The sequence below is a fragment of the Pasteurella dagmatis genome (assembly GCF_900186835.1).
GTDB lineage: Bacteria > Pseudomonadota > Gammaproteobacteria > Enterobacterales > Pasteurellaceae > Pasteurella > Pasteurella dagmatis.
Genome location: NZ_LT906448.1, coordinates 1745407 through 1770335 on the forward strand (window position 1 = coordinate 1745407; position 24929 = coordinate 1770335).

The 24929-nt window shown below is 39.9% G+C and carries 21 protein-coding genes and 1 pseudogene; 13 read left to right on the top strand and 9 right to left on the bottom strand.

From position 1 onward, the window contains the following. Positions 1 to 40 precede the first annotated feature (40 nt). Complete coding sequence (locus CKV78_RS07920; protein WP_005763672.1) at positions 41 to 829, bottom strand: IclR family transcriptional regulator; 789 nt, start codon at positions 827 to 829, stop codon at positions 41 to 43. Positions 830 to 1046: 217 nt separating this feature from the next. Here CKV78_RS07920 and yiaK point away from each other — a divergent pair, with 217 nt between their 5' ends. The 12 genes and pseudogenes from yiaK (at position 1047) to araD (ending at position 13180) form a co-directional block, all read left to right on the top strand. Continuing rightward, a complete protein-coding gene (yiaK, locus tag CKV78_RS07925; RefSeq protein ID WP_005763673.1) occupies positions 1047 to 2045 on the top strand; it encodes a 3-dehydro-L-gulonate 2-dehydrogenase in 999 nt (332 codons plus the stop codon). A gap of 9 nt (positions 2046 to 2054) precedes the next feature. After that, positions 2055 to 2525, top strand: a complete 471-nt coding sequence (locus CKV78_RS07930) for a YhcH/YjgK/YiaL family protein (RefSeq protein WP_005763675.1) — start codon at positions 2055 to 2057, stop codon at positions 2523 to 2525. Between the two features lie 2 nt (positions 2526 to 2527). After that, positions 2528 to 3010, top strand: a complete 483-nt coding sequence (locus CKV78_RS07935; RefSeq protein ID WP_005763677.1) for a TRAP transporter small permease — start codon at positions 2528 to 2530, stop codon at positions 3008 to 3010. Next, the gene (locus CKV78_RS07940) at positions 3007 to 4287 is read left to right on the top strand and encodes a TRAP transporter large permease subunit (protein WP_005763679.1); all 1281 of its coding nucleotides are present in this window, start codon (positions 3007 to 3009) and stop codon (positions 4285 to 4287) included. Before CKV78_RS07935 ends, CKV78_RS07940 begins: the two co-directional genes overlap by 4 nt. Positions 4288 to 4306: 19 nt before the next feature. Then, complete coding sequence (locus tag CKV78_RS07945; protein WP_005763681.1) at positions 4307 to 5293, top strand: TRAP transporter substrate-binding protein; 987 nt, start codon at positions 4307 to 4309, stop codon at positions 5291 to 5293. Between the two features lie 79 nt (positions 5294 to 5372). Beyond that, positions 5373 to 6890: a sugar ABC transporter ATP-binding protein gene (locus CKV78_RS07950; protein WP_005763683.1), complete on the top strand. Its 1518-nt coding sequence runs from the start codon at positions 5373 to 5375 to the stop codon at positions 6888 to 6890. Positions 6891 to 6926: 36 nt separating this feature from the next. Next, positions 6927 to 7976 (top strand): ABC transporter permease, encoded by a 1050-nt coding sequence (locus CKV78_RS07955; RefSeq protein ID WP_005763684.1) that lies wholly within the window; start codon positions 6927 to 6929, stop codon positions 7974 to 7976. Between the two features lie 40 nt (positions 7977 to 8016). Beyond that, the gene (locus CKV78_RS07960; RefSeq protein ID WP_005763686.1) at positions 8017 to 9126 is read left to right on the top strand and encodes an ABC transporter substrate-binding protein; all 1110 of its coding nucleotides are present in this window, start codon (positions 8017 to 8019) and stop codon (positions 9124 to 9126) included. Between the two features lie 74 nt (positions 9127 to 9200). Beyond that, positions 9201 to 10088, top strand: a complete 888-nt coding sequence (locus CKV78_RS07965) for an SMP-30/gluconolactonase/LRE family protein (protein ID WP_005763687.1) — start codon at positions 9201 to 9203, stop codon at positions 10086 to 10088. 9 nt (positions 10089 to 10097) lie between these two features. Further along, complete coding sequence (locus CKV78_RS07970; protein WP_005763689.1) at positions 10098 to 11549, top strand: FGGY-family carbohydrate kinase; 1452 nt, start codon at positions 10098 to 10100, stop codon at positions 11547 to 11549. Positions 11550 to 11634: 85 nt separating this feature from the next. Next, a complete protein-coding gene (locus tag CKV78_RS07975) occupies positions 11635 to 12495 on the top strand; it encodes an L-ribulose-5-phosphate 3-epimerase (RefSeq protein WP_095075300.1) in 861 nt (286 codons plus the stop codon). Further along, positions 12489 to 13180 (top strand): annotated as a pseudogene (gene araD, locus CKV78_RS07980) (L-ribulose-5-phosphate 4-epimerase). The gene CKV78_RS07975 and the pseudogene araD overlap by 7 nt, the downstream one beginning before the upstream one ends. Before the next feature lie 35 nt (positions 13181 to 13215). Here araD and CKV78_RS07985 read toward each other — a convergent pair. Further along, positions 13216 to 14046, bottom strand: coding sequence for a pyridoxal phosphatase (locus CKV78_RS07985; protein WP_005763691.1), 831 nt, complete (start codon positions 14044 to 14046; stop codon positions 13216 to 13218). Positions 14047 to 14217: 171 nt separating this feature from the next. Between CKV78_RS07985 and tkt the strand changes: the two genes are divergently transcribed. Then, a complete protein-coding gene (gene tkt, locus CKV78_RS07990; RefSeq protein WP_005763693.1) occupies positions 14218 to 16224 on the top strand; it encodes a transketolase in 2007 nt (668 codons plus the stop codon). A 99-nt stretch (positions 16225 to 16323) separates the two neighbouring features. Here tkt and CKV78_RS07995 read toward each other — a convergent pair whose 3' ends face one another. The 7 genes from CKV78_RS07995 to CKV78_RS08025 all read right to left on the bottom strand — a co-directional run bounded on the left by CKV78_RS07995 (position 16324) and on the right by CKV78_RS08025 (position 24860). Next, positions 16324 to 17622 carry an L-cysteine desulfidase family protein gene (locus CKV78_RS07995; protein WP_005763695.1) on the bottom strand — a complete coding sequence of 433 codons (1299 nt, stop codon included), beginning with the start codon at positions 17620 to 17622 and terminating at the stop codon, positions 16324 to 16326. A gap of 112 nt (positions 17623 to 17734) precedes the next feature. Then, positions 17735 to 18454 carry an MgtC/SapB family protein gene (locus CKV78_RS08000; protein ID WP_005763697.1) on the bottom strand — a complete coding sequence of 240 codons (720 nt, stop codon included), beginning with the start codon at positions 18452 to 18454 and terminating at the stop codon, positions 17735 to 17737. Positions 18455 to 18565: 111 nt separating this feature from the next. After that, positions 18566 to 19126 carry a ferredoxin-type protein NapF gene (gene napF / locus CKV78_RS08005; protein WP_032855416.1) on the bottom strand — a complete coding sequence of 187 codons (561 nt, stop codon included), beginning with the start codon at positions 19124 to 19126 and terminating at the stop codon, positions 18566 to 18568. Between the two features lie 78 nt (positions 19127 to 19204). Continuing rightward, a complete protein-coding gene (locus tag CKV78_RS08010) occupies positions 19205 to 20053 on the bottom strand; it encodes a dimethyl sulfoxide reductase anchor subunit family protein (protein ID WP_005763702.1) in 849 nt (282 codons plus the stop codon). A gap of 1 nt (position 20054) precedes the next feature. Then, positions 20055 to 20672, bottom strand: coding sequence for a DMSO/selenate family reductase complex B subunit (locus CKV78_RS08015; protein ID WP_005763704.1), 618 nt, complete (start codon positions 20670 to 20672; stop codon positions 20055 to 20057). Positions 20673 to 20682: 10 nt separating this feature from the next. Next, on the bottom strand, positions 20683 to 23109 hold the full coding sequence (locus CKV78_RS08020) for a DMSO/selenate family reductase complex A subunit (protein WP_005763706.1): 2427 nt from the start codon (positions 23107 to 23109) through the stop codon (positions 20683 to 20685). Positions 23110 to 23366: 257 nt separating this feature from the next. Next, entirely contained in the window at positions 23367 to 24860 is a 1494-nt protein-coding gene (locus tag CKV78_RS08025) for a PTS transporter subunit EIIC (RefSeq protein ID WP_032855418.1), read from the bottom strand. Positions 24861 to 24929 lie beyond the last annotated feature (69 nt).

Consider the following 24929-nt stretch of genomic DNA (forward strand, 5'->3'; position numbering starts at 1 on the left):
CGCACTTTGAGGGTATTCTATTTTTCTCAATCAAGATTATTTATGCACCAAGCTCTTTTGAAATAGCATTGGCAGCAAGTTTAAGATGATGCAATAATACTTCTTTACCAATTTGGTTTAAACGAGCAGTCGAGAGTGATATAGATACAGAATAAGCCACATTGCCATTGATATCAAAGATAGGACAGGCTAAGCAAGTAACACCTCTTTCATTTTCTTCATTATCCATTGCATAACCAATCTCTCGAATTTTTTCCAATTCAATGTTCATCGCTTCTTGGGTCACAATTGTTTTCGGTGTTAGCTGTTCGATATTGCTCTGATTTTTCTCCCAATAATCGTCTAGGCTATGGCTTTTCTCGTGTGCCATAAAGATTTTACCCATCGCCGAGCAATACAGCTCTAAACGCTGACCAATATAAGCACGGGTTCTCATCATTCCTGTGGTTGGCTCGAGTTTGTAAATCATCACTGCGTGATGATGATCTCGCATTGATAAATTTACTGTTTCCCCCGTATCTAAATTTAACTGCTCTAAATAAGGGGCTGTAATATTTAAAATATTCAGTGAGCTTAACGTTTTTTGCCCAATCATTAAACATTTCATCGTTAAACGATATGCGCCAACAGTATTTGCAGGTTTAACGTAACCGCAAGCTTGTAGCGTTTGTAACATTCGATGGGTTGTACTTTTATTTAAATTTGATAACTCTGCCAATTTTGCTAGTGGGCAGCCATTTGGGAAATTACTTAAAATATCAATAAGTAACAGCCCTTTGACTAAACTTTGATTGCCACCCGCTTTTTTATTTTGCTCTTCGTTTGTCATTCTTGTATCCCAAATCGCTCACTTTAAGTGCGCTTATTCTAAAGAGATCTTCTCAAAATAAAAATGAGAAGTTGATCACAAAAATAATAAAAACTTTTATCCAATTGATTTTTAAAGATTTTTATCTTTCCATTTTGTTTGCGAACAAATTTTATTCAGCTTATAATTTTTAAAACGCAATTTCAATATGTGAAACAAACAAGTTTGTGAGGATAATATGAAAGTCAGTTACGAAACACTAAAACAAGAATTCAAACGCGTATTACTTGCTCGAAATGTACGTGAGGATATTGCTGAAGAATGTGCAGCAATGTTTGCGGATACCACAGAATCCGGCGTTTACTCACACGGAGTAAACCGCTTCCCACGCTTTATCTCACAACTGGAAAAAGGCGATATCGTGCCTGAAGCTGAGCCAACGAAAGTGCTTTCTCTAGGGGCCATTGAACAATGGGATGCCCATCAAGCTATTGGTAACTTAACTGCAAAAAAAATGATGGATCGTGCAATGGAAATTGCAGACCAATTTGGTATCGGTGTTGTTGCACTAAAAAATGCAAACCACTGGATGCGAGGCGGTGGCTATGGTTGGCAAGCTGCTGAAAAAGGGTATATCGGTATCTGCTGGACAAACTCGATTGCAGTAATGCCACCTTGGGGCGCAAAAGAATGCCGTATCGGAACTAACCCATTAATTATTGCAGTACCAACGACACCAATCACAATGGTGGATATGTCTTGCTCAATGTACTCTTATGGCATGTTAGAAGTGCATCGCTTAGCCGGTCGCCAAACCTTTGTGGATGCTGGTTTTGATGATGAAGGCAATTTAACTCGTGATCCTGGTACCGTTGAGAAAAACCGCCGCTTACTACCAATGGGCTTTTGGAAAGGTTCTGGCTTATCTATCGTGTTAGATATGATCGCAACATTGCTGTCTAATGGGTTATCTGTAGCAGAAGTGACTGAAGAAAAAGATGATGAATACTGCGTCTCACAAATCTTCATTGCGATTGAAGTAGATCGTTTAATTGATGGTAAAACCAAAGACGAAAAACTCAATAAAATTATGGATTATGTAAGAACAGCAGAACGCGCGGATCCTGATGTTGCAATCCGTTTACCAGGCCACGAATTTACCGCAATTCGTGCTGAAAACAAAGCCAATGGCATTCCCGTTGATGAATCTGTTTGGGAAAAAATTAAATCCCTATAAGGAGGCGATATGTTCTTCGGTCATATTTCTCAAGTCGATAAGAAACAATATCCAGACGCAATCAATATTGCGCTGGATTTCCTTGCCAGAACAGACTTTGATCAATTAGAGGCTGGGCGTTATCCAATCGTTGGCGAGCATATCTATGCGCAAGTATTAGATCTCGAAACTCAGGAAAAAACGACAATTTTACCTGAAGTACATCGCCGTTATATTGATGTGCAATATTTACACGCGGGGTTTGAGCGAATTGGCGTAACGCCTGATTTAGGCACAAACAAAATCGCCAAAGACTACGATGCAGATCGCGATATTTTGTTTTATCAGAATATGGAAAACGAAGTCGAACTGATTATGCGCCCTGGAAACTTTGCTGTCTTTTTCCCAAGTGATATTCACCGCCCAGCATGCCTTGATGGGCAATCAACCAAAATTCGCAAAGTTGTGGTCAAAATTGAAGTTGGTGAATTAGGAGTGTAAGGATGAGCTCTCTCAGCAAATTCATTACTAAGCTATTAGAAGGATTCGTTGTGATTATTTTATCCACAATGTCCTGTTTAGTATTTCTTAACGTGGTTTTACGTTATGGCTTTAATAGTAGTATTAATATCACCGAGGAAGTGTCACGCTATCTATTTGTGTGGTTGACATTTCTTGGGGCGATTTTAGCGTTCAGTGAAAATCGCCACGTCAACGTCACTATATTTACGGCGAACCTTTCAAAATATCAACAAAAATTCCTCTATCTAATTACTGATGGATTAATGTTATTGTGTTGTTATTTATTGATTATCGGAAGTTGGACACAATTCCAATTAAACTTAAATAACTTATCGCCAATTTCAGAAATTCCGACAGGTATCACTTATTTAGCGAGTTTCATTGCAGGGATTGCCATTGCAATATTACTTGCTGTCCGCTTGTTTTCTAATGCCAATATGCTTATCAGAGGAGAGAACAAATGACCGTTATCATTTTTCTTTCTGTCCTTTTAGGCGCGATTTTATTGGGTATTCCAGTTGCCTTTGCATTACTACTCTGTGGTGTCGCATTGATGTTGCATTTAGATTTGTTCGATGCACAAATCTTGGCACAACAAATTGTGAGCGGTGCAGACAGTTTCTCCCTAATGGCAATTCCATTCTTCATTCTTGCCGGTGAAATTATGAATGAAGGAGGCTTATCTAAACGTATTATTGACCTACCAATGAAATTAGTTGGTCATAAACGTGGGGGATTAGGCTTTGTTGCCATTCTTGCTGCAATGATCATGGCGAGCTTATCTGGCTCTGCAGTAGCAGATACTGCCGCAGTTGCAGCAATGTTGCTACCAATGATGAAAACCACAGGTTATCCATTGGATCGCTCAGCAGGTTTGATCGGTACAGCAGGAATTATTGCGCCAATTATTCCACCATCTATTCCATTCATTATCTTTGGTGTCGCAAGTGGAGTTTCTATTACCAAACTGTTTTTAGCAGGTATCGCACCAGGGATTTTAATGGGGATTGCACTTGCTACACTTTGGTGGTGGCAAGCAAAACGTTTAAATCTCATGACGTTCTCAAAAGCGACGAAAGCAGAATTGTGCATATCCTTTAAAAACAGTATTTGGGCATTACTCTTACCTGTCATCATCATTGGTGGTTTCCGTTCAGGTATGTTTACACCAACAGAGGCTGGGGCGGTTGCAGCATTCTATGCGTTGCTTGTGTCACTGTTTGTATATAAAGAATTAAAAATCAAACAACTGTATAGCGTGATCTTAGCTGCTGCAAAAACAACTGCTGTAGTAATGTTCTTAGTTGCGGCTGCACAAGTCACTGGATGGCTAATCACCATTGCAGAATTGCCACAAATGATGACGGAATTGTTAGAGCCATTAATTGACACACCAACCTTACTACTGATCGTTATTATGATTTCAGTATTTGTGATTGGAATGGTGATGGATTTAACGCCAACAGTATTAATCCTCACCCCCGTCTTAATGCCATTGATTGAAGAAGCCGGTATCGATCCAGTTTATTTTGGGGTGTTATTCATTCTTAATACATCGATTGGCTTAATTACACCACCTGTAGGTAACGTACTCAATGTGATTACAGGGGTCTCTCAATTGCCTTTTGATAAAGCAGCTAGAGGTATATATCCATATTTATTGATGATGATTGCACTGCTTTTTGCTTTCATTTTCTTTCCAGAGCTAATCTTAACGCCACTCAACTGGCTACAACCTTAAATTTCCATAGGAGAATGTTATGAAATTATTCAATCTTAAAACTCTCGCAGCATTAGTAGCTGGTATTGCGGTGTTTGCTGGTTCTGCTAGTGCGTCAACAACATTACGTTTTGGTTATGAAGCACCACGTAGTGATACACAACATGCAGCGGCGAAAAAATTCAACGATCTGCTTAAAGAAAAAACCAAAGGTGAAATTAAACTCAGCCTTTTTCCTGACAGCACATTAGGTAATGCACAAACAATGATTAGTGCTGTACGTGGCGGTACTATCGATTTAGAAATGTCGGGTTCACCTAACTTCTCTGGTTTAGTACCGAAATTAAACGTGATTGATATTCCATTTATTTTCCAAAACCGTGAGCACGCTTATGCAGTATTAGATGGTGAAATTGGTCAAGGCTTATTAAAAGAGCTTGAAGCACAAGGATTGAAAGGGCTTGCATTCTGGGAGGTCGGTTTCCGCTCATTTACCAATTCTAAGCATCCAGTGAAAACACCTGATGATATTAAGGGCTTAAAAGTACGTACTAACCAGAATCCAATGTACATTCAAGCCTTCTCTATTTTAGGTGCAAACCCAGTACCAATGCCACTTTCTGAGCTTTATACAGCATTAGAAACTCGTGCAGTCGATGCACAAGAACACCCAGTAGGTATTGTGTGGTCAGCGAAATTATACGAAGTACAAAAACACTTAAGTTTAACCAACCATGGTTATACTCCATTAATTGTAGTAATGAACAAAGCGAAGTTTGATGGTCTTTCACCTGAATTACAAACAGCACTTGTTGAGGCTGCAAAAGAAGCGGGAGCTTACCAACGTCAACTTAACCTTGAAAATGAGAAAGGCATTATTGAGAAAATGCAAAAAGCAGGCATTGAAGTGATCGATACTGTGGATACCAAGCCATTTAAAGCGGCGATTGAAAGTGAAGTTCGCAAAGCATTTATTGAAAAAAATGGCGATGATCTTGTCAAACAAATTGATGCCTTAGCAAAATAAGCTAACTCAGCGGTCGATTTCAAAACTTTTGTAAAATCGACCGCACTTTTACACACTCCTCATTACTCAAGGAGGAAATATGGTGATAAACGAACAATCTCCAATTTTAAGGCTACAACATATCGTGAAAAGATTTGGTAGCCATACTGCAGTAAATGATGTCAGCCTTGACATTCATCGAGGCGAAGTTGTTGCATTGCTTGGTGAAAATGGCGCAGGGAAATCCACCCTTATCAAAATTCTCGCTGGCATTTATTCACGTGATGAAGGTGAAATTACCTTTCATGATCAAAAAATTCAATCTGCTGAATCCCTTTCCCATTCCAATAAACAGCCTATTGCGTTTATCCATCAGGACTTAGGTCTGATTGAATGGATGACAATTGCTGAAAATATGGCATTTGTAATGGGATTTCCTCGCCGTTTTGGATTGATTGATTGGAAAAAAATTAATAAACAAGCACAAGATGCCCTCGATTTTGTAGGTATCCATTTATCCGCAGAAACGCGAGTATTTGATCTAAGCCGAACAGAAAAAGCCTTATTGGCGATTGCACGTGCCATTGCAGTAAATGCCGAAGTTTTGGTACTTGATGAACCCACTGCCTCACTGCCAGCTAGTGACGTTGAACATCTATTTGTGGTGCTCAATCGCTTACGTGAGCAAGGTGTTGGAATGATTTATGTTACTCATCGCTTAGATGAAGTAATTACCATTGCCGACCGTATTTTAGTCATGCGAGATGGTTATCCTGTCGCCGAGGGTCAGACTAAAAACTACGATGTAAAAGCATTAGTGAAAGCAATTGTAGGTGAAGAAACTCGTGGTAAACAGCGTGAGCCATTACCAGAAGGCACACCTGAAGTACTACAACTAAAAGATGTGATTGTAGGCGATACTGGTCCTGTTTCGTTCAGCTTACATCAAGGAGAAATGATTGCATTAGCTGGTCTACGTGGCGCAGGTCAAGAGGAAATTGGTCGTCTTTTATTTGGCTTACGTGACTTAGATAGCGGGCATATTACGTTGAACAATGAAACTTATAATGCAAACTCACCACAAGAAGCGATTAAGAAAGGCGTTGCATTAGTGGCAGGCGACCGCATCCGTGAAAGTTTAGTCATGTCAATGACTACCACAGAGAACTTGTTTTTGAATCCAATATTAAGCGGTCACCCACCATTGAAAAATTACGCACGCAAAGAGGAATGGGCAGAAAGCTGGTACAAGTTCCAACTCTTTGATATTCGCCCCAAAAATTTATTTATTGATGTGAGTGCACTATCAGGTGGTAACCAACAAAAAATTGTGTTGGCGCGTTGGATGCACCTCAATACGCCACTGCTGATTTTAGAAGACCCAACCGCAGGTGTTGATGTAGGTGCCCGGTCAGAAATTTATGATTTATTAAACCAAGCACTCAGAAAAGGCGTGGCAATTATTGTAATTTCCAATGATTTTGAAGAAATTGCGCACCTTTGTAATCGCGCTTTAGTGTTTAACCGCGGTGATATCGCTGGCGAATTGTTTAATGAGCAATTGACATTCGCAAACTTGCTTGCACTTGCATCTGATTCAAAATCCAGCATGAATTAAATTTTCCTGTTTCATTTACTTAAATAGGAGACCATTATGGCTCAAACAAATATCAAATCAACCGCACTAGAGCACCCTGTGTCTATTGCTCGTGATGGATTTGCGGCGTGGTTTTCCCAAATGCTCACTCGATATGGCTTACTTTGGTTATGTTTTGTCCTTGTCATTATTTTCTCTTTGACAACAGATTCTTTCGCCTCAATGCTCACACTCAATGCGATTTTAGAAAGTAAGTCTAAAATTGCTTTACTCGCATTGGCTGCCACTACCACAATGATCGTTGGTAAAATCGACTTAAACGTCGGTTTCGGTATTGTGCTCTGGCATATCTTAGCCATCACATTACAAGTGCAATATGGTTTTTCATGGCAAATGGCAACCATAATTGTGTTAATTGTTGCCGCACTTTATGGCTTGTTAAACGGCATTTTAGTAGCACTTGCGGATATTGATAGTTTTGTTGCGACTCTTGGTTCAGGTACTGTGCTTTATGCAGTGGCTTTATGGCACTCTGGTGGTCGTCAAATTGTTGGGGATTTACCGGACGGCTTTATTGCGATTAATAGTACCGAAATCTTCGGCATTCCAATCTCTGCCTTTTATGTCTTAATCATTGCAGTAGTTATGTGGCTCGTAACAGAACATACTCCAACAGGTCGTTGTATGTATGCTGTTGGTGGTAACCCTGCGGCTGCTCGCTTAAATGGTATTTCCATTAAAAAATACACTATTGTACCTTTCATCGTTTCAAGCTTAATTACAGGTTTCACTGGCGTATTGATTGCTGCTCAACAAGGCGTCGGCCAAGCAAGCGTAGGGATGGACTATTTACTTCCTGCGTTAGTAGGGGCTTTCCTTGGTAGTACTACAATCAAACCAGGACGCATTAACGTTTGGGGTTCTGTAGTAGGTATTGCTATTCTCGCAATAGGTATCTCAGGTATCCAGCAGTTCGGAGGAGCCTTCTGGGTAGAACCATTATTCAACGGTGCAACTTTATTACTTTCAATCACGATTGCAGGTTATGCACAACGTAAACGATTATTAAATCAAAAAGCTGTACAAAAGAAAGCAGCAACAAAATAACTTTTTGTTGCATTAATTCACCTATTATAAGGAGAACCTTATGAAACATTCTTTTCACCGCAGTTTAAGCGCAGTTGCTGCTTTAGTAACACTTACTTTTGCAACACAAGCAATGGCAAATGACCCATTTGTAGATGAAGCAAAAAAACTTGTTGCAGCAGCGACCGCACAACAAAACACTTGGGATGGCCCAACAACTGGTCCTAAATTGCAACAAGGAAAAAACATCATTTTCATCGCATCTGATATGAAAAATGGTGGTGTGTTAGGTGTAATCGATGGAATGAAAGAAGCGACAGCAGTAACAGGTTGGAAAATGGACGTGCTGGACGGCGCAGGCTCTGTAAATAACCAACTTGCAGCATTAAACCAAGCGATCGCACGTAAACCCGATGCGATTGTAATAGGAGGTTGGAACCCAAACGTGGCAAAAATTCCTCTTAGTAAAGCAAATAAAAACGGCATTACATTAGTGGCTTGGCACGCAACGCCAGAGCCAGGTCCAATCGATAAATATAATATTTTCTACAATGTGACCTCTGATTCTGACCAAATTGCAAAACTCTCTGCACAACTTGCCGTAGCAAATTCAGACGGTAAAGCAAAAGTGGTGATTTTAACCGACTCTTTATATGAAATTGCATTACGCAAAGCGAATGTAATGAAAGAAGTGATCGAAAAATGTAAAGAGTGCAAAGTGTTAGAATTTATCGATACCCCACTTGCAGATACTTCAAGCCGCATGCCGAGCTTAACCTTCAGCTTGTTACAAAAATATGGCGATGATTTGCAATATACTTTAGCAATCAACGACCTTTATTTTGACTTTATGGCGCCATCATTACGTTCTGCTAACAAAGGTGAAATGCCATACAACATTTCTGCGGGCGATGGCTCTGTGACTGCTTACCAACGTATTCGCACAAACAGCCACCAATTTGCCACCGTGCCTGAGCCACTCAACTTACACGGTTGGCAGCTTGTCGATGAATTAAACCGTGCATTCTCTAAAGAGAAACCATCTGGCTACATCACTCCAGCACACTTAGTGATTAAAGATAACGTGGCATATGACGGCGGTGATAAAAACCTTTATGACCCACAAAACGGCTATAAAGACGCATACAAAGCAATTTGGAATGTGAAATAGTGACTCGTTGCGGTCGTGGTATCTCAATGAAAATTGAGATAAAAACGACCGCACTTTCCTGATGAGGAGAGCGTATGTTATCAGCAAAACTTGAGGTTTATGACCCTCGTTTTTACCAACTTGTGGGCGCTGAAGCCACATTAGAAGAATTATTCGATAAGGCAATTTGGGCAGAGGGTCCAACTTGGTTACACGAACAACAAGCGGTGATTTTTAGTGATGTCAAAGGCAACACAATGTACCGCTGGACAGAGCAACAAGGCACGGCTGTCTTCCGCCAACCGTCGCAATTTGCAAATGGCAATACGGTAGATGCCAAAGGCAATCTTATCACTTGTGAGCACGGTCGCCGAGGCATTAGTGTTACCGATCGTGACAATAATGTACGTTTGTTAGTCGATAAGATCGATGGGAAACAACTTAATTCACCGAATGATGTCGTGGTGAAATCAGACGGCACGATTTGGTTTACTGATCCGCCTTACGGAATTTTGAGTGATGCAGAGGGGAAGAAATCACCAAGTGAGATCATCGGCTGTTATGTGTATTGCTACGATCCAAAAACAGATGAAATCAATATCGCAACTTTCCACGTAATGCGCCCGAATGGTTTGGCATTTTCGGCCGATGAAAGGCAGTTAGTAGTTGCAGATATGTCTTCAGTGGAATTTAAAACAGCTGGTTTGCATCATCTCGTTGTGTTTGATGTGGAGGGTAAACAACTGCATAACCGCAAAACCATTGCGGAAATTACACCGGGCATTCCTGATGGTTTCTGTATTGATAAAAATAATGTGATTTATTGTAGCTGCGAAACAGGTCTACTGATTTTATTAATAGATGGCACATTATTAGGACGTGTTTTACTCGATAAAACCACATCTAACTGTACTTTTGGATCAGACCAAAAAACATTGTTTATTACAGCAACGAATAGTCTGTATCGTTTAACATTCAAATAAGGGGAAATTGTGAATTATTACTTAGGCATAGATTGTGGAGGCACCTTTATCAAGGCTGCCCTATTTGATACTTCAGGGAAAATGTTTGGTTGTGTCCGTGAGAATGTACAAATGATTAGCGAACAAGCGGGCTATGCCGAACGTGATATGAACGAACTTTGGCAAGTATGTGCAACGGTGATTCGAAAAACAATTGCACATAGCCAAATTGACCCCAAACGAATTAAAGGAGTAGGTATTTCCGCCCAAGGCAAAGGCGCATTCTTGTTAGATAAGCAAAATCAACCACTTGGACGAGCAATATTATCTTCCGACCAACGGGCTTTACACATTGTGAAACAATGGCAAAAAGAAGGCATTCCAGAAAAGCTATATCCAATCACACGCCAAACATTGTGGACTGGTCACCCCGTTTCTATTTTGCGTTGGATTAAAGAAAATGAACCTGAACGTTATCAAAATATTAGTTCAGTCTTAATGTCTCATGACTATTTACGTTTCTGTCTAACCGGTGAGTTATTCTGTGAAGAAACCAATATTTCTGAATCCAACTTATACAATATGGAAGCAGGACAATACGATCCTGAACTTGCAGATTTATTAGGATTAACGGGCATTATCGATAAACTTCCACCAGTGATTGCTGCTAATAAAATTGCAGGTCATGTTACACCTGAAGCGGCCAAACTAACAGGATTAGCAGAAGGTACGGTTGTAGTTGGTGGACTTTTTGATGTCGTTTCGACCGCACTTTGTGCCAACCTTGATGATGAAACCAAACTCAATGCAGTCCTAGGCACATGGTCTGTAGTCAGTGGTGTTACAACAAATATCGACAATCAACAAACCTTGCCTTTTGTATATGGTCGCTATGCACAATCTGACAAGTTTATTATTCACGAAGCTAGCCCAACCTCCGCGGGTAATCTCGAATGGTTCGTTAAACAATGGCAATTAGACTACCAATATATTAACCAAGCTGTGAGTGAGTTAGCACCTGCGAAAAGCTCCGTTTTATTCGTACCATTTTTATATGGCTCTAATGCAGGTTTAGGAATGCAAGCTGGCTTCTATGGTATTCAATCACATCATACGCAAGCACATTTACTGCAAGCTATTTATGAGGGTGTGCTATTCAGTTTGATGTATCACCTCAACCGAATGAAACAACGTTTTCCGCAAGCAACGTATCTACGTGTGACTGGTGGACCGACTAAATCGAAAATTTGGCTACAAATGCTGGCAGACTTCACAGGAATGACTTTAGAAGTACCACAAATTGAGGAGACGGGTTGTTTAGGTGCTGCATTAATGGCAATGCAAGGTTTAGGCGAGCAAGCAAATGTTTTCGAAAAACAATCAATGTTGAGTATTCAGCCAAATCCAGACCATTTCGAGGCTTACCAACATAAATATCAACGCTATCAACAGCTAACAGACGCTCTGAAAGCAATGCTTTAAAGTACGCAAATAAAAACACAAAGAAGTGCGGTCAAAAATAAAAAAGTTTTGACCTCAAGATTTAAAGATAAAGACGGAGTATATCGTGAGAAAACATAAACTAGGTATTTATGAAAAAGCCTTGCCGAAGAATATCAGCTGGCAAGACAGACTCTCTATCGCCAAAGCCTGTGGCTTTGATTTTGTCGAGATTTCTATTGATGAAACCGATGAACGCTTGGCACGCTTAGATTGGAGCAAAAAAGAACGTATCAATCTGGTCAAAGCCATGATAAATACCGGCGTGACCATTCCATCTATGTGTTTATCTGGCCATCGCCGCTTCCCATTTGGTAGCCGTGATGAAGCCACTCGTCAAAAAGCCTATGAGATTATGCAAAAAGCGATTCAGCTCGCCGTAGATTTAGGTATCCGTACCATCCAATTAGCAGGCTACGATGTCTATTACGAAGAGCAAGATGAAGGCACTATTCAACGTTTCCAACAAGGTTTAGAATGGGCTGTTGAGCTCGCAGCAAGTCATCAAGTCACCATCGCAGTAGAAATTATGGATACCCAGTTTATGAGCTCCATTAGCCGTTGGAAAAAATGGGATGATATTATTAAATCCCCTTGGTTTACTGTCTATCCTGATTTAGGCAATCTTTCAGCGTGGAATGATAATGTCGTAGAAGAATTAAAACTGGGCATAGATAAAATCTCCGCTATTCATTTGAAAGACACTTATAAAGTCACTGAAACTTGTAAAGGGCAATTCCGTGATGTTCCCTTTGGTGAGGGATGTGTGGATTTCGTGCAATGTTTTAAAACATTGGCAGAACTAAATTACCGCGGTGCCTTCTTAATTGAAATGTGGACTGAAAAAGCCGAAGAGCCAATTGCAGAAATTATCAAGGCACGCCGTTGGATTGAACAAAAAATGCAAGAAGGGGGATTTGTATGTTAAAAGAATTACGTGAGAAAGTTTTAAAGGCCAACCTAGAATTACCAAAACACCATTTAGTCACCTTTACTTGGGGGAATGTTAGTGCGATTGACCGTGAAAGCGGACTTGTGGCAATCAAGCCGTCGGGGGTGGAATATGATGTAATGACCGCTGAAGATATCGTGATTGTAGATTTACACGGCAATCGTGTATGGGGAACGAAAAAACCTTCTTCGGATACCGCAACACACTTAGAGCTATATCGTCAATTCCCTACTATTGGCGGGATTGTGCATACTCACTCTCGCCACGCCACCACTGGGCACAAGCGGGGGAAGATTTAATCGCTGCGGGCACTACCCACGCAGATTATTTCTACGGTTCTATTCCTTGCACGCGTAAAATGACACCTGCTGAAATTCAAGGGGAATACGAGCTTGAAACGGGCAAAGTAATTGTAGAAACCTTCCGTGAACGGGGCATCGACCCGAAAGATGTGCCTGCTGTCCTTGTTCACTCTCATGGTCCTTTTGCTTGGGGTACTGATGCTGACAATGCGGTACATAACGCTGTCGTATTGGAAGAAATTGGTTATATGAATTTATTCACTCGCCAACTTCGCCCAAATCTACAATCTATGCAACAAGAACTATTAGATAAACATTACTTACGTAAACACGGTAAGAATGCGTATTATGGGCAGTAAATAAAAAATAAGTGCTAATGCATGAACGTTAGCACTTATTCATAGGTTGATTTAATCAGAATAGAAGCCAAAACGGAAGCAATACCTTCTTCATCATTGCTAAGAGTGACTAATTTTGCACATTCTTTTACTTCTGTTTCAGCGTTACCCATTGCGATCCCCAAACCAACAGCACTGAGCATTGAAATATCATTGTGATTATCGCCAAAAGCAACTACTGCTTGTGGGTCAATTCGCCAAGAATTTAGTAACTCTAATAATCGAGTACCTTTAGTATTGCCACGGTTTGCAATGTCTGCACGGTCAAACCAAGACCATTCACAGCTAAATTCTGAGCTTGGTAAGGCATTCACTGTTGCTTGCATTAAATCACGATCAGGATGGCTAATCACAAACTTCCAGATGATTTCTCCATCCTTTAACAGTCCATTAAAATCGGATACTTCACGGATTTTAGGTCGAATTGCTTCAGGGCAACTTTCAACCCATTTAGAAAATTTGCGCATATGCTCATTTAATGAAGAGTAATTCATCTCATTGCGCGAATACATTAACAAATGCATTCCGTATTTTTCAGCTAATTGAATAATGGTGCGAGCTTGTTCAAAAGATAACGGATTTGCCGACAATACACTATCTGTTTGAGGTTGATAAACATAAGTACCATTGCAGCAGATCATCGGAGTGGTTAAATTTAATTCATGATAATAAGGATAGGCTGCGGTATGGTGTCGACCAGTGACTAAAACCACCTTGAAGCCTTTATTAATACAGCGTTGAATTGCAGCTTTACTAGAGGTAAGAATCTGTCCTTTACTGTTTAACAAAGTGCCGTCAAGATCAAAAGCAATAACTTGATAATCCATCTTTTTTCCTGTGTGAAATACAATTTATGGGTTACAGTATAGAGTGTTTAATAAGAAAAAGAAATGAATCTTAGATACCAAGAAAGCATATAAATTCATTATCCTTTACCACTAAAATAGAGTAAAATATTGTTCAAATTTAAGTCTTAATTCAATGAGGAGTAAATCATTATGGCAACTCGTAAAGAACTTGCAAATGCTATCCGTTTTTTAAGTATGGATGCCGTACAAAAAGCAAAATCAGGTCACCCTGGTGCACCAATGGGAATGGCAGATATTGCGGAAGTATTATGGCGTGACTTCTTAAAACACAATCCAACTAATCCAAAATGGTTCGATCGCGACCGCTTCATACTGTCGAATGGCCATGGCTCAATGTTAATTTATAGCTTACTGCATTTAACTGGCTATGATTTGTCTATTGATGATTTAAAACAATTCCGTCAGTTGCATTCTAAAACACCAGGCCACCCTGAATATGGTTATGCACCTGGTGTCGAAACCACAACCGGACCTTTAGGACAAGGGATTACTAATGCCGTGGGTTTTGCGATCGCAGAGAAAACTTTTGCACATCAATTTAACCGTCCAGGTCACGACATTGTTGACCACTATACTTACGTATTCTTAGGCGACGGTTGCTTAATGGAGGGGATCTCACACGAAGCTTGTTCATTAGCTGGGACGTTAGGTTTAGGTAAATTAATCGCATTTTACGATGACAATAACATCTCTATTGATGGTCATGTTGATGGATGGTTTACTGATGATACCCAAAAACGCTTCGAATCTTATGGCTGGCATGTCATTCCTGCAATTGATGGTCACAACTCTGAACAAATCATTGATGCAGTGAAAAAAGCACAAGCAGAAAAAGAAAAACCGACTTTAATTATTTGTAAAACTATCATTGGTTTCGGCTCACCAAACAAATCAAATTCACACGATTCTCACGGTGCACCATTAGGTGATGATGAAATCGCATTAACTCGTCAAGCATTAAATTGGGAGCACGCACCGTTTGAAATTCCAGCAGATATCTATGCTGAATGGGATGCAAAAGCAAAAGGCGATAAAGCAGAAAAAGCGTGGAGTGAGAAATTTGCTGCTTATGCAAAAGCATATCCTGAATTAGCAGCAGAGTTCACTCGTCGAGTAAACGCTGAATTGCCAGCAAATTGGGCTGCAGAATCGCAAGCATTCATCGAAAAATTACAAGCTAACCCAGCAAGCATTGCAAGCCGTAAAGCATCACAAAATGCAATCGAAGCTTACGCAAAATTATTACCTGAATTCTTAGGTGGTTCAGCTGACTTAGCAAGCTCAAACTTAACATTATGGTCGGGTTCAAAACCAATTCGTGCCGTTGAAAACGCTGATGGTAACTATATCAATTACGGTGTACGTGAATTCGGTATGTCTGCAATTATGAATGGTATTGCATTACACGGTGGTTTCATTCCTTACGGTGCAACGTTCTTAATGTTTATGGAATATGCACACAATGCAGTACGTATGGCTGCATTAATGAAACAGCGTTCATTATTCGTTTACACCCACGACTCTATTGGTCTTGGTGAGGACGGTCCAACACACCAACCTGTTGAGCAAACTGCAGCATTACGTTTAATTCCAAATCTTGAAACTTGGCGTCCTTGCGATCAAGTAGAATCAGCTGTCGCTTGGAAAGCTGCAGTAGAGCGTAAAGATGGCCCAAGTGCATTGATCTTTACTCGTCAGAACTTAGCACAAATGGACCGCACTTCTGAACAATTAGCAAATGTAGCACGTGGTGGGTATGTATTACGTCAATGCTGTGAAAAAGGTGACTGTCCGGATTTAATCTTAATCGCAACGGGTTCTGAAGTAGAATTAGCAATGAAAGCAGCAGATGTGTTAGATGCAGAAGGCGTGAAAGTCCGCGTAGTTTCTATGCCAAGCACCAATGTGTTCGACAAACAAGATGCAGCATATCGTGAAAGTGTCTTACCTAGCAATGTGACTAAACGTGTTGCTATCGAAGCAGGTATCGCTGATTTCTGGTACAAATACGTTGGCTTTAATGGTCGTGTAGTGGGTATGAATAGCTTTGGTGAATCAGCACCTGCTGATCAATTATTCAAACTATTCGGCTTCACCGTAGAAAATGTCGTAGCGAAAGCAAAAGAAATTCTTTAATCTAAGCGTTAGATAAAAATGAATCAGCACATTAATTTTATTAATGTGCTGATTTTTTATGCGTATTTTACTAAAAATTGCGTAAAAATGACCGCACTTTTAGCCTTTTGGTTTTGCCACCATAATTTCGATCACTTGACGATCCGTATATTGCATACTGCGTGAAGCTAAATCACATAAATTCTTAATAGAACGATCAATATTATGTTCCACTATCCCTTCATTACCTGTTACATAAGAATCATCCATTGCCATTAGAATCGACTTATAGCTTGAATTCACACTGGTGGAAACTTTCATTGCACAGCTATTCGCTGCACCATCACAAATTAAACCACTGATATCGCCAATCATACTACTTAAAGCCATACTAATAGTGCTAAATTTACCCGTGAGCAACCATGCGACACCCGCACAACTCCCCATCGCAGCAGTACTTACCGCACAAAGCGCGGACAGTTTTGGTAATTTACTGTGAATATAAATCGCCATTAAGTGTGATAAGAATAAAGCACGCACTAATTGTTCGTGGCTTGCATTAATATGACGAGCCACCACCACAGTCGGCATTGTTGCAGTAATACCTTGATTACCCGAGCCAGAATTACTCATTGCAGGTAAATTTGCCCCCCCCATACGTGCATCTGAAGCAGCCGTTGTCGCAATTGTGATACGACTTAGCAAGTCATCACTAATTAAGCCACGACTAATTTGCTTCTGTAATGTACGCCCAATATGTAAGCCGTAGTCATTACGTAAACCTTCTTCAGATAGTGCAGTGTTCAGTTCAGCAGCTTGTGAAATAAATTCAATCTTTTCAAGATCCACTTCCATTGCAAAATTGAAAATATCTTCACTGTTAAGATAGTTGAAAAAATCTTGCGTATTTTCGACCGCACTTTGGCTATTTTTATGAAAAATCACTTCGCCATTTTTCTCTATATGCACAATATTAGTGTGATGTTCTTCAATACACACACGCACCCAATCGCCTTCCGCATAAAGATTCGCTTCGGAGTATAACAACTGATCACATTGTGCAATGCCAACATTCACTGCATTATTGACTAACATTTGTTTAGCCTGTGCCACTTGTTCGGCTGTAATCTTTCTCAATACTTCCAAACCACCTTCCGCATCACCGCCAAGCGCCCCAATCGCAGCAGCCATTGGTAGGCCAACTGTCCCCGTACCCGGTACAGTCACCCCCATTCCATTTTTCATTAAATTTGCAGATACTTTCGCCTCAATCCGCTCTGGTGCTTTTCCTAAATAAGTGCGTGCGACTGCAGAAGCAAGAGCGAGGGAAATAGGTTCGGTACAACCAAGCGCTGGAACGACTTCTTGTTTTACATTATCTAAAATTCGTTGTTCAAGTTGTTGTAAAAGTGCTTTCATAAATAACCCTTTTGTAAAAATAACCCCAAAATACCGCTCTACTTTTTTGATGAATGAGATGGGCAATTAAGTGCGGTCAAAAAACGTCAATTTTCTATTTGAGTAGGAAAAGCTACCCTTCTAAATCCACACTCACCACTTCAGGTTCATTTTTTAGTAATAAATACAAATTTTGTAACATCATTTTATCGGTGATTAGACAACGAACGTTTAAGCGTACATCGTCAGTATTCGGTAGATCTTTCACGTTTAAACTATCGACACGGTAGTTATTACTAATCAGAATATCCGTGATTTTGCCAATAGCATTAGGCGTATTGAGTTGAATTGTAATTTTCGTTTTACGGATATTATTTTTACGGCGAACTAGACTCTGCACAATTGGGCTTAAACGCACAGCAACCAAAATCATCATTGTCGCAATAATCGCATCAAAGAAGAAGCCTGCACCGCTTGCAATACCAATCCCTGCGGCTGCCCAAATAATCGCTGCAGTAGTTAAACCTGAAATAGCATCATTACTTTTACGTAAAATCACGCCCGCACCTAAGAAACCAATCCCACTGATGACTTGTGCAGCCAAACGCATTGGATCAGTACGAATATTTTCAGACACTTGCGCATAATGCTCAGCTGCTTGAATGGAGACAATGGTCAATACACAAGTCGTCACTGCAATAATCACGCAAGTTTTTACCCCAACGGGCTTACGTTTCAACTCACGCTCAAAACCAATAATACCACCTAGCAACATCGCCATAGCCATTTTTGCCAAGATATAAAAATGAGTAGATACAAGAAAAAGATTAAAAAATTCAACAGCAGATTTCATACAATATCACATTAAAAAATAACCAAGATTGGGCATTTTAACAAGGGAATATACGAACCTCCATAGCTTGATAAAAATATATTCTATTTCAAGCTTTAAATGAGAAAGCACTTAGCGTTCATAAGCAGGCTCTAGCATAATGGCATTCACAAAACAGCTAATTTTACATTCACCACAGCCGTTACAATATTGACTAATTGAAAGATTATTTTGTTGGATAGAAATTGCATTTTGAGGGCATTTTTGCTGACATTCGGTACAAGACTGTCCTTTTTTAGATAAACAGTTTGAGCCAAAAACAGGACGTAGTTCTGTGTCTGCTGGAAATGCAATATGTAAAGCGTGAGTTGGGCAAACTTGTGCGCATTTGGCACAAAAATCACAAGCAGAAAAATCAATTTCTAATACTGGCTTGCCATTGTCTAATCGGATTAGACCATAAGGGCAAGCGTTGCTACAATCACCACAGCCATTACAAATATCCATAAACAGACTTTCTTTAGCAGCAAAGGGCGGTCGGTTTTTTAGGCGTTTTTCTTGTTTAATCGCACGTTCTGTACCACCTAATAATCCACGCAATAATCCACGACGAGACACCTTATGATAGTTTAAATAAGCTTCATAATAGCGCTCATCTCGTTGATTTTGTGAATTATCTCTTTTGAGGTTCATTATAACTAGCAATTCCTTACAGCATTTAGCGATAAAAAGGGGCAAACCGGAGTTTACCCCTAACATTAGGGTGTATTTTTATGCTCCAATTGCCATGCCTGCAGTCATATGTAAGCCATAAAATAGGGTACGGCCAATCATCTCTCCCACCAAAATACATAACACAGCAAAAATCTTTGTCACGATTGAGCTTGGTTTATGTACCGCATAGAATAGGCATACAACCGCTAAACCAATTAAAGTAAAACGTAGTGCAGTTAACGTTGCAAAATCAGGTACAAGTGCGGTCGCTTTTTGCACAGAAGTCACTATATCGCCTAATGCAAAACCTTGACACATTGACACAACGGCCGCAACTAATGCAGCGATTGATACCACCGTTGGCACCCAAGAAACTGAGTTGCCACCTGGGCGTTCCGTATGCAACAATGCATAACCAAGTGTAAAGCCCGATAAAATCACAGTGAGGTAGAACCCCCAAGTAGTGAAGTGAGAGTCCCACGTTGGTACAGTTGAAATATGGTAAACCATATTCATCATATACATAAACAATAAGCCAACTGCTGAAGCAAGCACTAATAATAAACTGCCAAAAACTTTGGGTAATTTATCGAACACAGACAATAGCCAATATAAGCCCACGATTGCGAAGAATAATGCTCCACTGGCAATTTCATTACTCAGCATTGATTCACCTACGCGATTTAATGAATTAAATGCACGGAATGGCGAACCTAAATGTGCCAGAGAAGCAATAAAGCCCACGCCTAACATCGCCAATAAAATAAACATCGCTTTGTGTACATAAGCCCGATAAAACTTATCTTGTGTAGTAAATAACACCATTGAGAACAGTAAAAATGCGCCTACAACAGATTGCGCTAATACCGTAAAAATCACTAAAGGTAATTCGTGTAATCCGTTCATCTTACACCTCTCTTGGGTTTGCTAAGAAACCGCTAGTATCGCCACTCGGGCGTGAGTGTTTATTGGTTTTTACCACTAAATTCGGTGCAGTTAAATCTGCTGGTGGTAATGGTGCAATGGAAGCTTGTTCTCCGTATTTTTCTCTTAATTCAACAATTGGTGCAAAATCTAATGCGCGCAATGGGCAAGCATCTACACAGATTGGTTTTTGTCCTTCTTTTACTCGAGAATAGCAACCATCACATTTTGTCATATGACCTTTTACTACATCATATTGTGGTGCATCATAAGGACACGCCATATGGCAATAACGGCAACCGATACAAATATCTTCGTTCACAATCACAAAGCCATCTGCATTTTTATGCATTGCCCCTGTTGGACAGACCGTTACACACGCTGGATTATCGCAGTGGTTACAAGAAATCGACATATAATAACTAAAGACATTTTGATTCCAACAACCTTTTGTATCTTGCTGCCAATCCCCACCACAGTATTCATAAATACGGCGGTAATTCACATCAGTGCCGAGATCTTTATAATCCTTACAGGCTAATTCGCAAGTTTTACAGCCTGTACAGCGTTCTGAATCAAAATAAAAACCATATTGTTCCATAACTCACTCCTTAGACTCTTTCAACTTGAACTAAATTAGAATGTTGTGGATTACCTTTCGCTAAAGGTGAAGGGCGTTGTGTAGTTAATACATTGACACAACCTGAATGATCAACCCCCTTGCTATCTGGTGCATACCAAGCCCCCTCACTTAAAGCAACCACACCAGGAATAATACGCGGAGTCACTTTGGCGTGAATTTGTACTTCGCCACGATCATTGAATATGCGAATCATATCGCCATTTTGAATGCCACGAGTATGTGCATCAATTGGATTAATCCAAACCTCCTGTGGATTCGCTGCTTTGATAACATCCACATTGCCATAAGTAGAATGGGTACGAGCTTTGTAATGGAATCCTGTCATTTGTAACGGATATTTCTCCATTAATTTATCACCATAATGCTCAAAGCTATCAGCGTGAATTGGGAGTGGATCAATCACTTCATCTTTTTCCAATTTCCACGTTTTCGCAATTTCAGCCAAACGGGAGGAATAAATCTCAATTTTGCCGGAAGGCGTAGGTAATGGATTGTTCTCTGGATTTTCTCGGAAAGATTTATACGCGACATAGAAACCGTTCGGGTCCACTTTCTTGAAGATGCCTTGTTGTCTAAACTCTTCAAATGTTGGCAATTCAGGTAGTTTCTCACGCGATAGCTGATAAATATGGCGTAACCATTCTTCTTGAGTGCGCCCTTCAGTAAATTGCTCTTTAATACCCATTTTTTCAGAAAGTGCGGTCAACATGTCGTAAATATTGCGACATTCAAACGCTGGCGGAATGACTTGATCAGCAAAAATCACATAGTTCATATTGGCAACAAAAGCATCCATACAAAAATCCATTTGCTCTGATGCTGTACAATCTGGCAATAAAATATCACTGTATTTCGCTGTTGAAGTCATATGGTTATCAATGGTGATAATTAACTCGCATTGATCTTCATTCTGTAAAATTTTATGTGTACGGTTAATATCAGAATGTTGGTTAATCAAACAGTTACTTGCATAGTTCCAAATCACTTTGATTGGTGCAGTAAGTTTATCCACTCCCCTAATCCCGTCTGTTAATGCTGTCATTTCATGTGCACGGAAAATGGCATCCGTCCATAAGAACATCGGAATACTGGCTTTCACTGGGTTTGTCAGTGTTGGCATACGCACAAACGGGACTTTATAAGTACTTTCTCTTGCCCCGGTGTTGCCACCACTAATCCCCACGTTACCTGTCAAAATAGGTAACATGGCAATCGCACGAGAAATCAACTCCCCATTACTACGACGCTGTGGTCCCCAACCTTGTGAAATATATGCTGGTTTAGCCCCAGCAATTTCACGCGCTAATTTAATAATTCTGGCTTCTGGAATTCCTGTAATTTGCGCTGCCCATTCTGGCGTTTTTGCAATACCGTCATCGCCTTGACCTAAAATATAAGCTTTATAATGTCCATTTTTTGGTGCATCGGCTGGCAAAGTTTTTTCATCATAACCAATACAATATTTATCTAAGAATGGCTGATCGACTAAGCTCTCCGTGATCATCACATATGCCAATGCGGACACTAATGCTGCATCCGTGCCTGGTCGAATTGGTATCCATTCATCTTCACGACCCGCAGCAGTATCTGTGTAGCGGGGATCAATGACAATCATTTTGGCATTAGATTTTTGACGAGCTTGTTCAATACAATAAGTTAAACCACCACCACTCATACGTGTTTCCGCAGGGTTATTACCAAATAACACTATCAGTTTTGTGTTTTCAATATCAGCAAGCCCATTACCAAGAGCCCAACCACCACCATAGGTATAATCTAATCCCACAGCAATTTGTGCAGTACTATAATCGCCATAATGGTTCAAGTAACCACCTAGGCAATTCATAAAACGAGCAATCATTGTTGAACCTGGAGGCCAAGATTTTGTCATTGTGCCACCAAGTGTACCCGTACCGTAATTGAGATAGATTGATTCATTACCGTACTTCTCAATATTTTTGCGTAGAGATGCAGCAATTTCGTTTAACGCTTCATCCCAAGTAATGCGTTTAAATTTACCTTCACCACGTTTACCCACGCGTTTCATTGGGTATTTCAAACGATCTGGATTGTAAACACGACGACGCATTGAACGACCACGCAAACAAGCACGTACTTGATGATCAAAGTTATAAGTTTCTGTTCCTGTATTGTCAGTTTCTACATAGATAATTTTGTTATCTTTGACGTGCATACGCAGTGGGCAACGGCTGCCACAGTTTACAGTACAGGCACTCCACACCACTTTTTCTTCTGAAGAATTGACCGCACTTTTTTCCACAGCAACCGCTTTGAATGGTAAAGAAATATTGGCTGCAGCGACTGCTGCACCAATAGAGGTTTTTTGAAGCAAAGATCTTCTCGTCAATACTGGATTGACAATTGATTTATCCATAACGCCTCCCCCAGTAGTTATGTCATATAAATAGAAGTAAAATATTTTTCTATTTAACAACTAAAAAAAGATAACCATTATGAGGTAGATCAAACTTACTTCCCTGAAAGCAATAAAAATAAAATAAATATGATATAAATCAATATGTTATTATAAATGATAATAGTTTGTATTATAAGTTTTTTAACCAGTCACTCATTTTTCATAAAAAATACCCCATTTTTAATGGGGTATTTGATAATTCTAGAAATAATAATTTAATCTTCTTTTCCTAGGATTTGATTCACTTCACTTTTATAAAGTACTGCTTTCGCACCAAAAATAGCTTGAATACCTCCACCTACATCTAGAACATCTACTGCACCCAATGCTTTTAAACGTGCTTTGTTAACCACTTTCACATCTTTCACATTCACTCTCAAACGAGTAATACAAGCATCAACGTGCTCGATGTTTTTCGCACTACCTAATGCTTCAATGATGTGATGAGCATTTTCAGTTAACGAAGTATTCGTTGACTCAGTCACTTCCTCTTGTTCTTCAGCTCTACCTGGGGTCATCACATTAAATTTGGTAATTAAGAATCGGAAGGCAAAATAGTACAACATAGCCCAAAACACCCCAACAATCACAACTCGAATCCAGTTAGTATTTTCATTACCTTGCAAAATACCAAATAATAAGAAATCGATGAAGCCACCTGAGAAAGTGTTTCCGATAGACACATTCAAAATATCAGCAATATAGAAAGATACACCATCTAAAAATGCGTGGAACACATAAAGCCAAGGTGCAACGAACAAGAACATAAACTCAATTGGTTCTGTAATGCCGGTAATAAATGAAGTTAGTGCAGCACCTAAAAATAGACCGCCTACCAAGCCACGGCGTACTTTTGGTGCACAGTGATACATTGCTAAACACGCAGCAGGTAAGCCAAACATCATTGTGTCAAAACGACCCGCAAAGAAGCGAGTTCCTTCAGTAAATAGGCCTTGGTGATTTGGATCGGCTAATTGTGCAAAAAAGATTTTTTGCGCACCAACAATAGTTTCACCATTAACGAGCTCCGTTCCACCAAGTTCTGTGTACCAGAAAAGCGGATAAATCATGTGATGTAAGCCCACTGCACCACTTAAACGCATCAAGAAACCATAGAAAAATGTGCCAATAGCACCCATTGAAGCAATGCCTTCACCCGCGGAAACTAACCAACCTTGGAATGTTGGCCAAATTAGGAAGAATACTGCACCGACAAAAATCGCCACAAATGCGGTGACAATCGGTACAAAACGAGAGCCTCCAAAAAAACCTAAAATTTGCGGTAGTTGAATATTATGATAACGATTATGTAATTTAACCGTTAATAGCCCCATCACTAATGAACCAATCACACCAGTATCAATACCTTTCACTTCAGGTGAAAAAATGGAAATTAATGCACTAATAGTGCCTGTCATAATTAAATAACCGACAACCGCCGCAAGTGCAGCGACACCTTTATCACGTTTAGCTAAACCAATCCCTAAACCAATACAAAGTAATAAAGCTAAATTAGCAAACACAACGCTCCCAGCAGCAGACATAATTTGGAAAATGCCTTGTAATACAGGTGTATCCAAAACTGGATATGCTTGAACAGTCGCTTTATTTGACAATGCACCACCAATACCTAGCAACAAACCCGCTGCAGGCAAAATAGCGATTGGCAACATAAAAGCTTTACCAATTTGTTGAAGTTGTTTAAACATACAGTTCTCCTCTTTCATACGAATGTCTAATTGAGTTTACGGATTTTAATAAGAAAGTGCAGTGAGACG

Coding starts and splice junctions, on each gene's coding strand:
- CKV78_RS07920 (WP_005763672.1), bottom strand. CDS start 829: ATGACAAACGAAGAGCAAAATAAAAAAGCGGGTGGCAATCAAAGTTTA.
- yiaK (WP_005763673.1), top strand. CDS start 1,047: ATGAAAGTCAGTTACGAAACACTAAAACAAGAATTCAAACGCGTATTA.
- CKV78_RS07930 (WP_005763675.1), top strand. CDS start 2,055: ATGTTCTTCGGTCATATTTCTCAAGTCGATAAGAAACAATATCCAGAC.
- CKV78_RS07935 (WP_005763677.1), top strand. CDS start 2,528: ATGAGCTCTCTCAGCAAATTCATTACTAAGCTATTAGAAGGATTCGTT.
- CKV78_RS07940 (WP_005763679.1), top strand. CDS start 3,007: ATGACCGTTATCATTTTTCTTTCTGTCCTTTTAGGCGCGATTTTATTG.
- CKV78_RS07945 (WP_005763681.1), top strand. CDS start 4,307: ATGAAATTATTCAATCTTAAAACTCTCGCAGCATTAGTAGCTGGTATT.
- CKV78_RS07950 (WP_005763683.1), top strand. CDS start 5,373: ATGGTGATAAACGAACAATCTCCAATTTTAAGGCTACAACATATCGTG.
- CKV78_RS07955 (WP_005763684.1), top strand. CDS start 6,927: ATGGCTCAAACAAATATCAAATCAACCGCACTAGAGCACCCTGTGTCT.
- CKV78_RS07960 (WP_005763686.1), top strand. CDS start 8,017: ATGAAACATTCTTTTCACCGCAGTTTAAGCGCAGTTGCTGCTTTAGTA.
- CKV78_RS07965 (WP_005763687.1), top strand. CDS start 9,201: ATGTTATCAGCAAAACTTGAGGTTTATGACCCTCGTTTTTACCAACTT.
- CKV78_RS07985 (WP_005763691.1), bottom strand. CDS start 14,046: ATGGATTATCAAGTTATTGCTTTTGATCTTGACGGCACTTTGTTAAAC.
- tkt (WP_005763693.1), top strand. CDS start 14,218: ATGGCAACTCGTAAAGAACTTGCAAATGCTATCCGTTTTTTAAGTATG.
- CKV78_RS07995 (WP_005763695.1), bottom strand. CDS start 17,622: ATGAAAGCACTTTTACAACAACTTGAACAACGAATTTTAGATAATGTA.
- CKV78_RS08000 (WP_005763697.1), bottom strand. CDS start 18,454: ATGAAATCTGCTGTTGAATTTTTTAATCTTTTTCTTGTATCTACTCAT.
- napF (WP_032855416.1), bottom strand. CDS start 19,126: ATGAACCTCAAAAGAGATAATTCACAAAATCAACGAGATGAGCGCTAT.
- CKV78_RS08010 (WP_005763702.1), bottom strand. CDS start 20,053: ATGAACGGATTACACGAATTACCTTTAGTGATTTTTACGGTATTAGCG.
- CKV78_RS08015 (WP_005763704.1), bottom strand. CDS start 20,672: ATGGAACAATATGGTTTTTATTTTGATTCAGAACGCTGTACAGGCTGT.
- CKV78_RS08020 (WP_005763706.1), bottom strand. CDS start 23,109: ATGGATAAATCAATTGTCAATCCAGTATTGACGAGAAGATCTTTGCTT.
- CKV78_RS08025 (WP_032855418.1), bottom strand. CDS start 24,860: ATGTTTAAACAACTTCAACAAATTGGTAAAGCTTTTATGTTGCCAATC.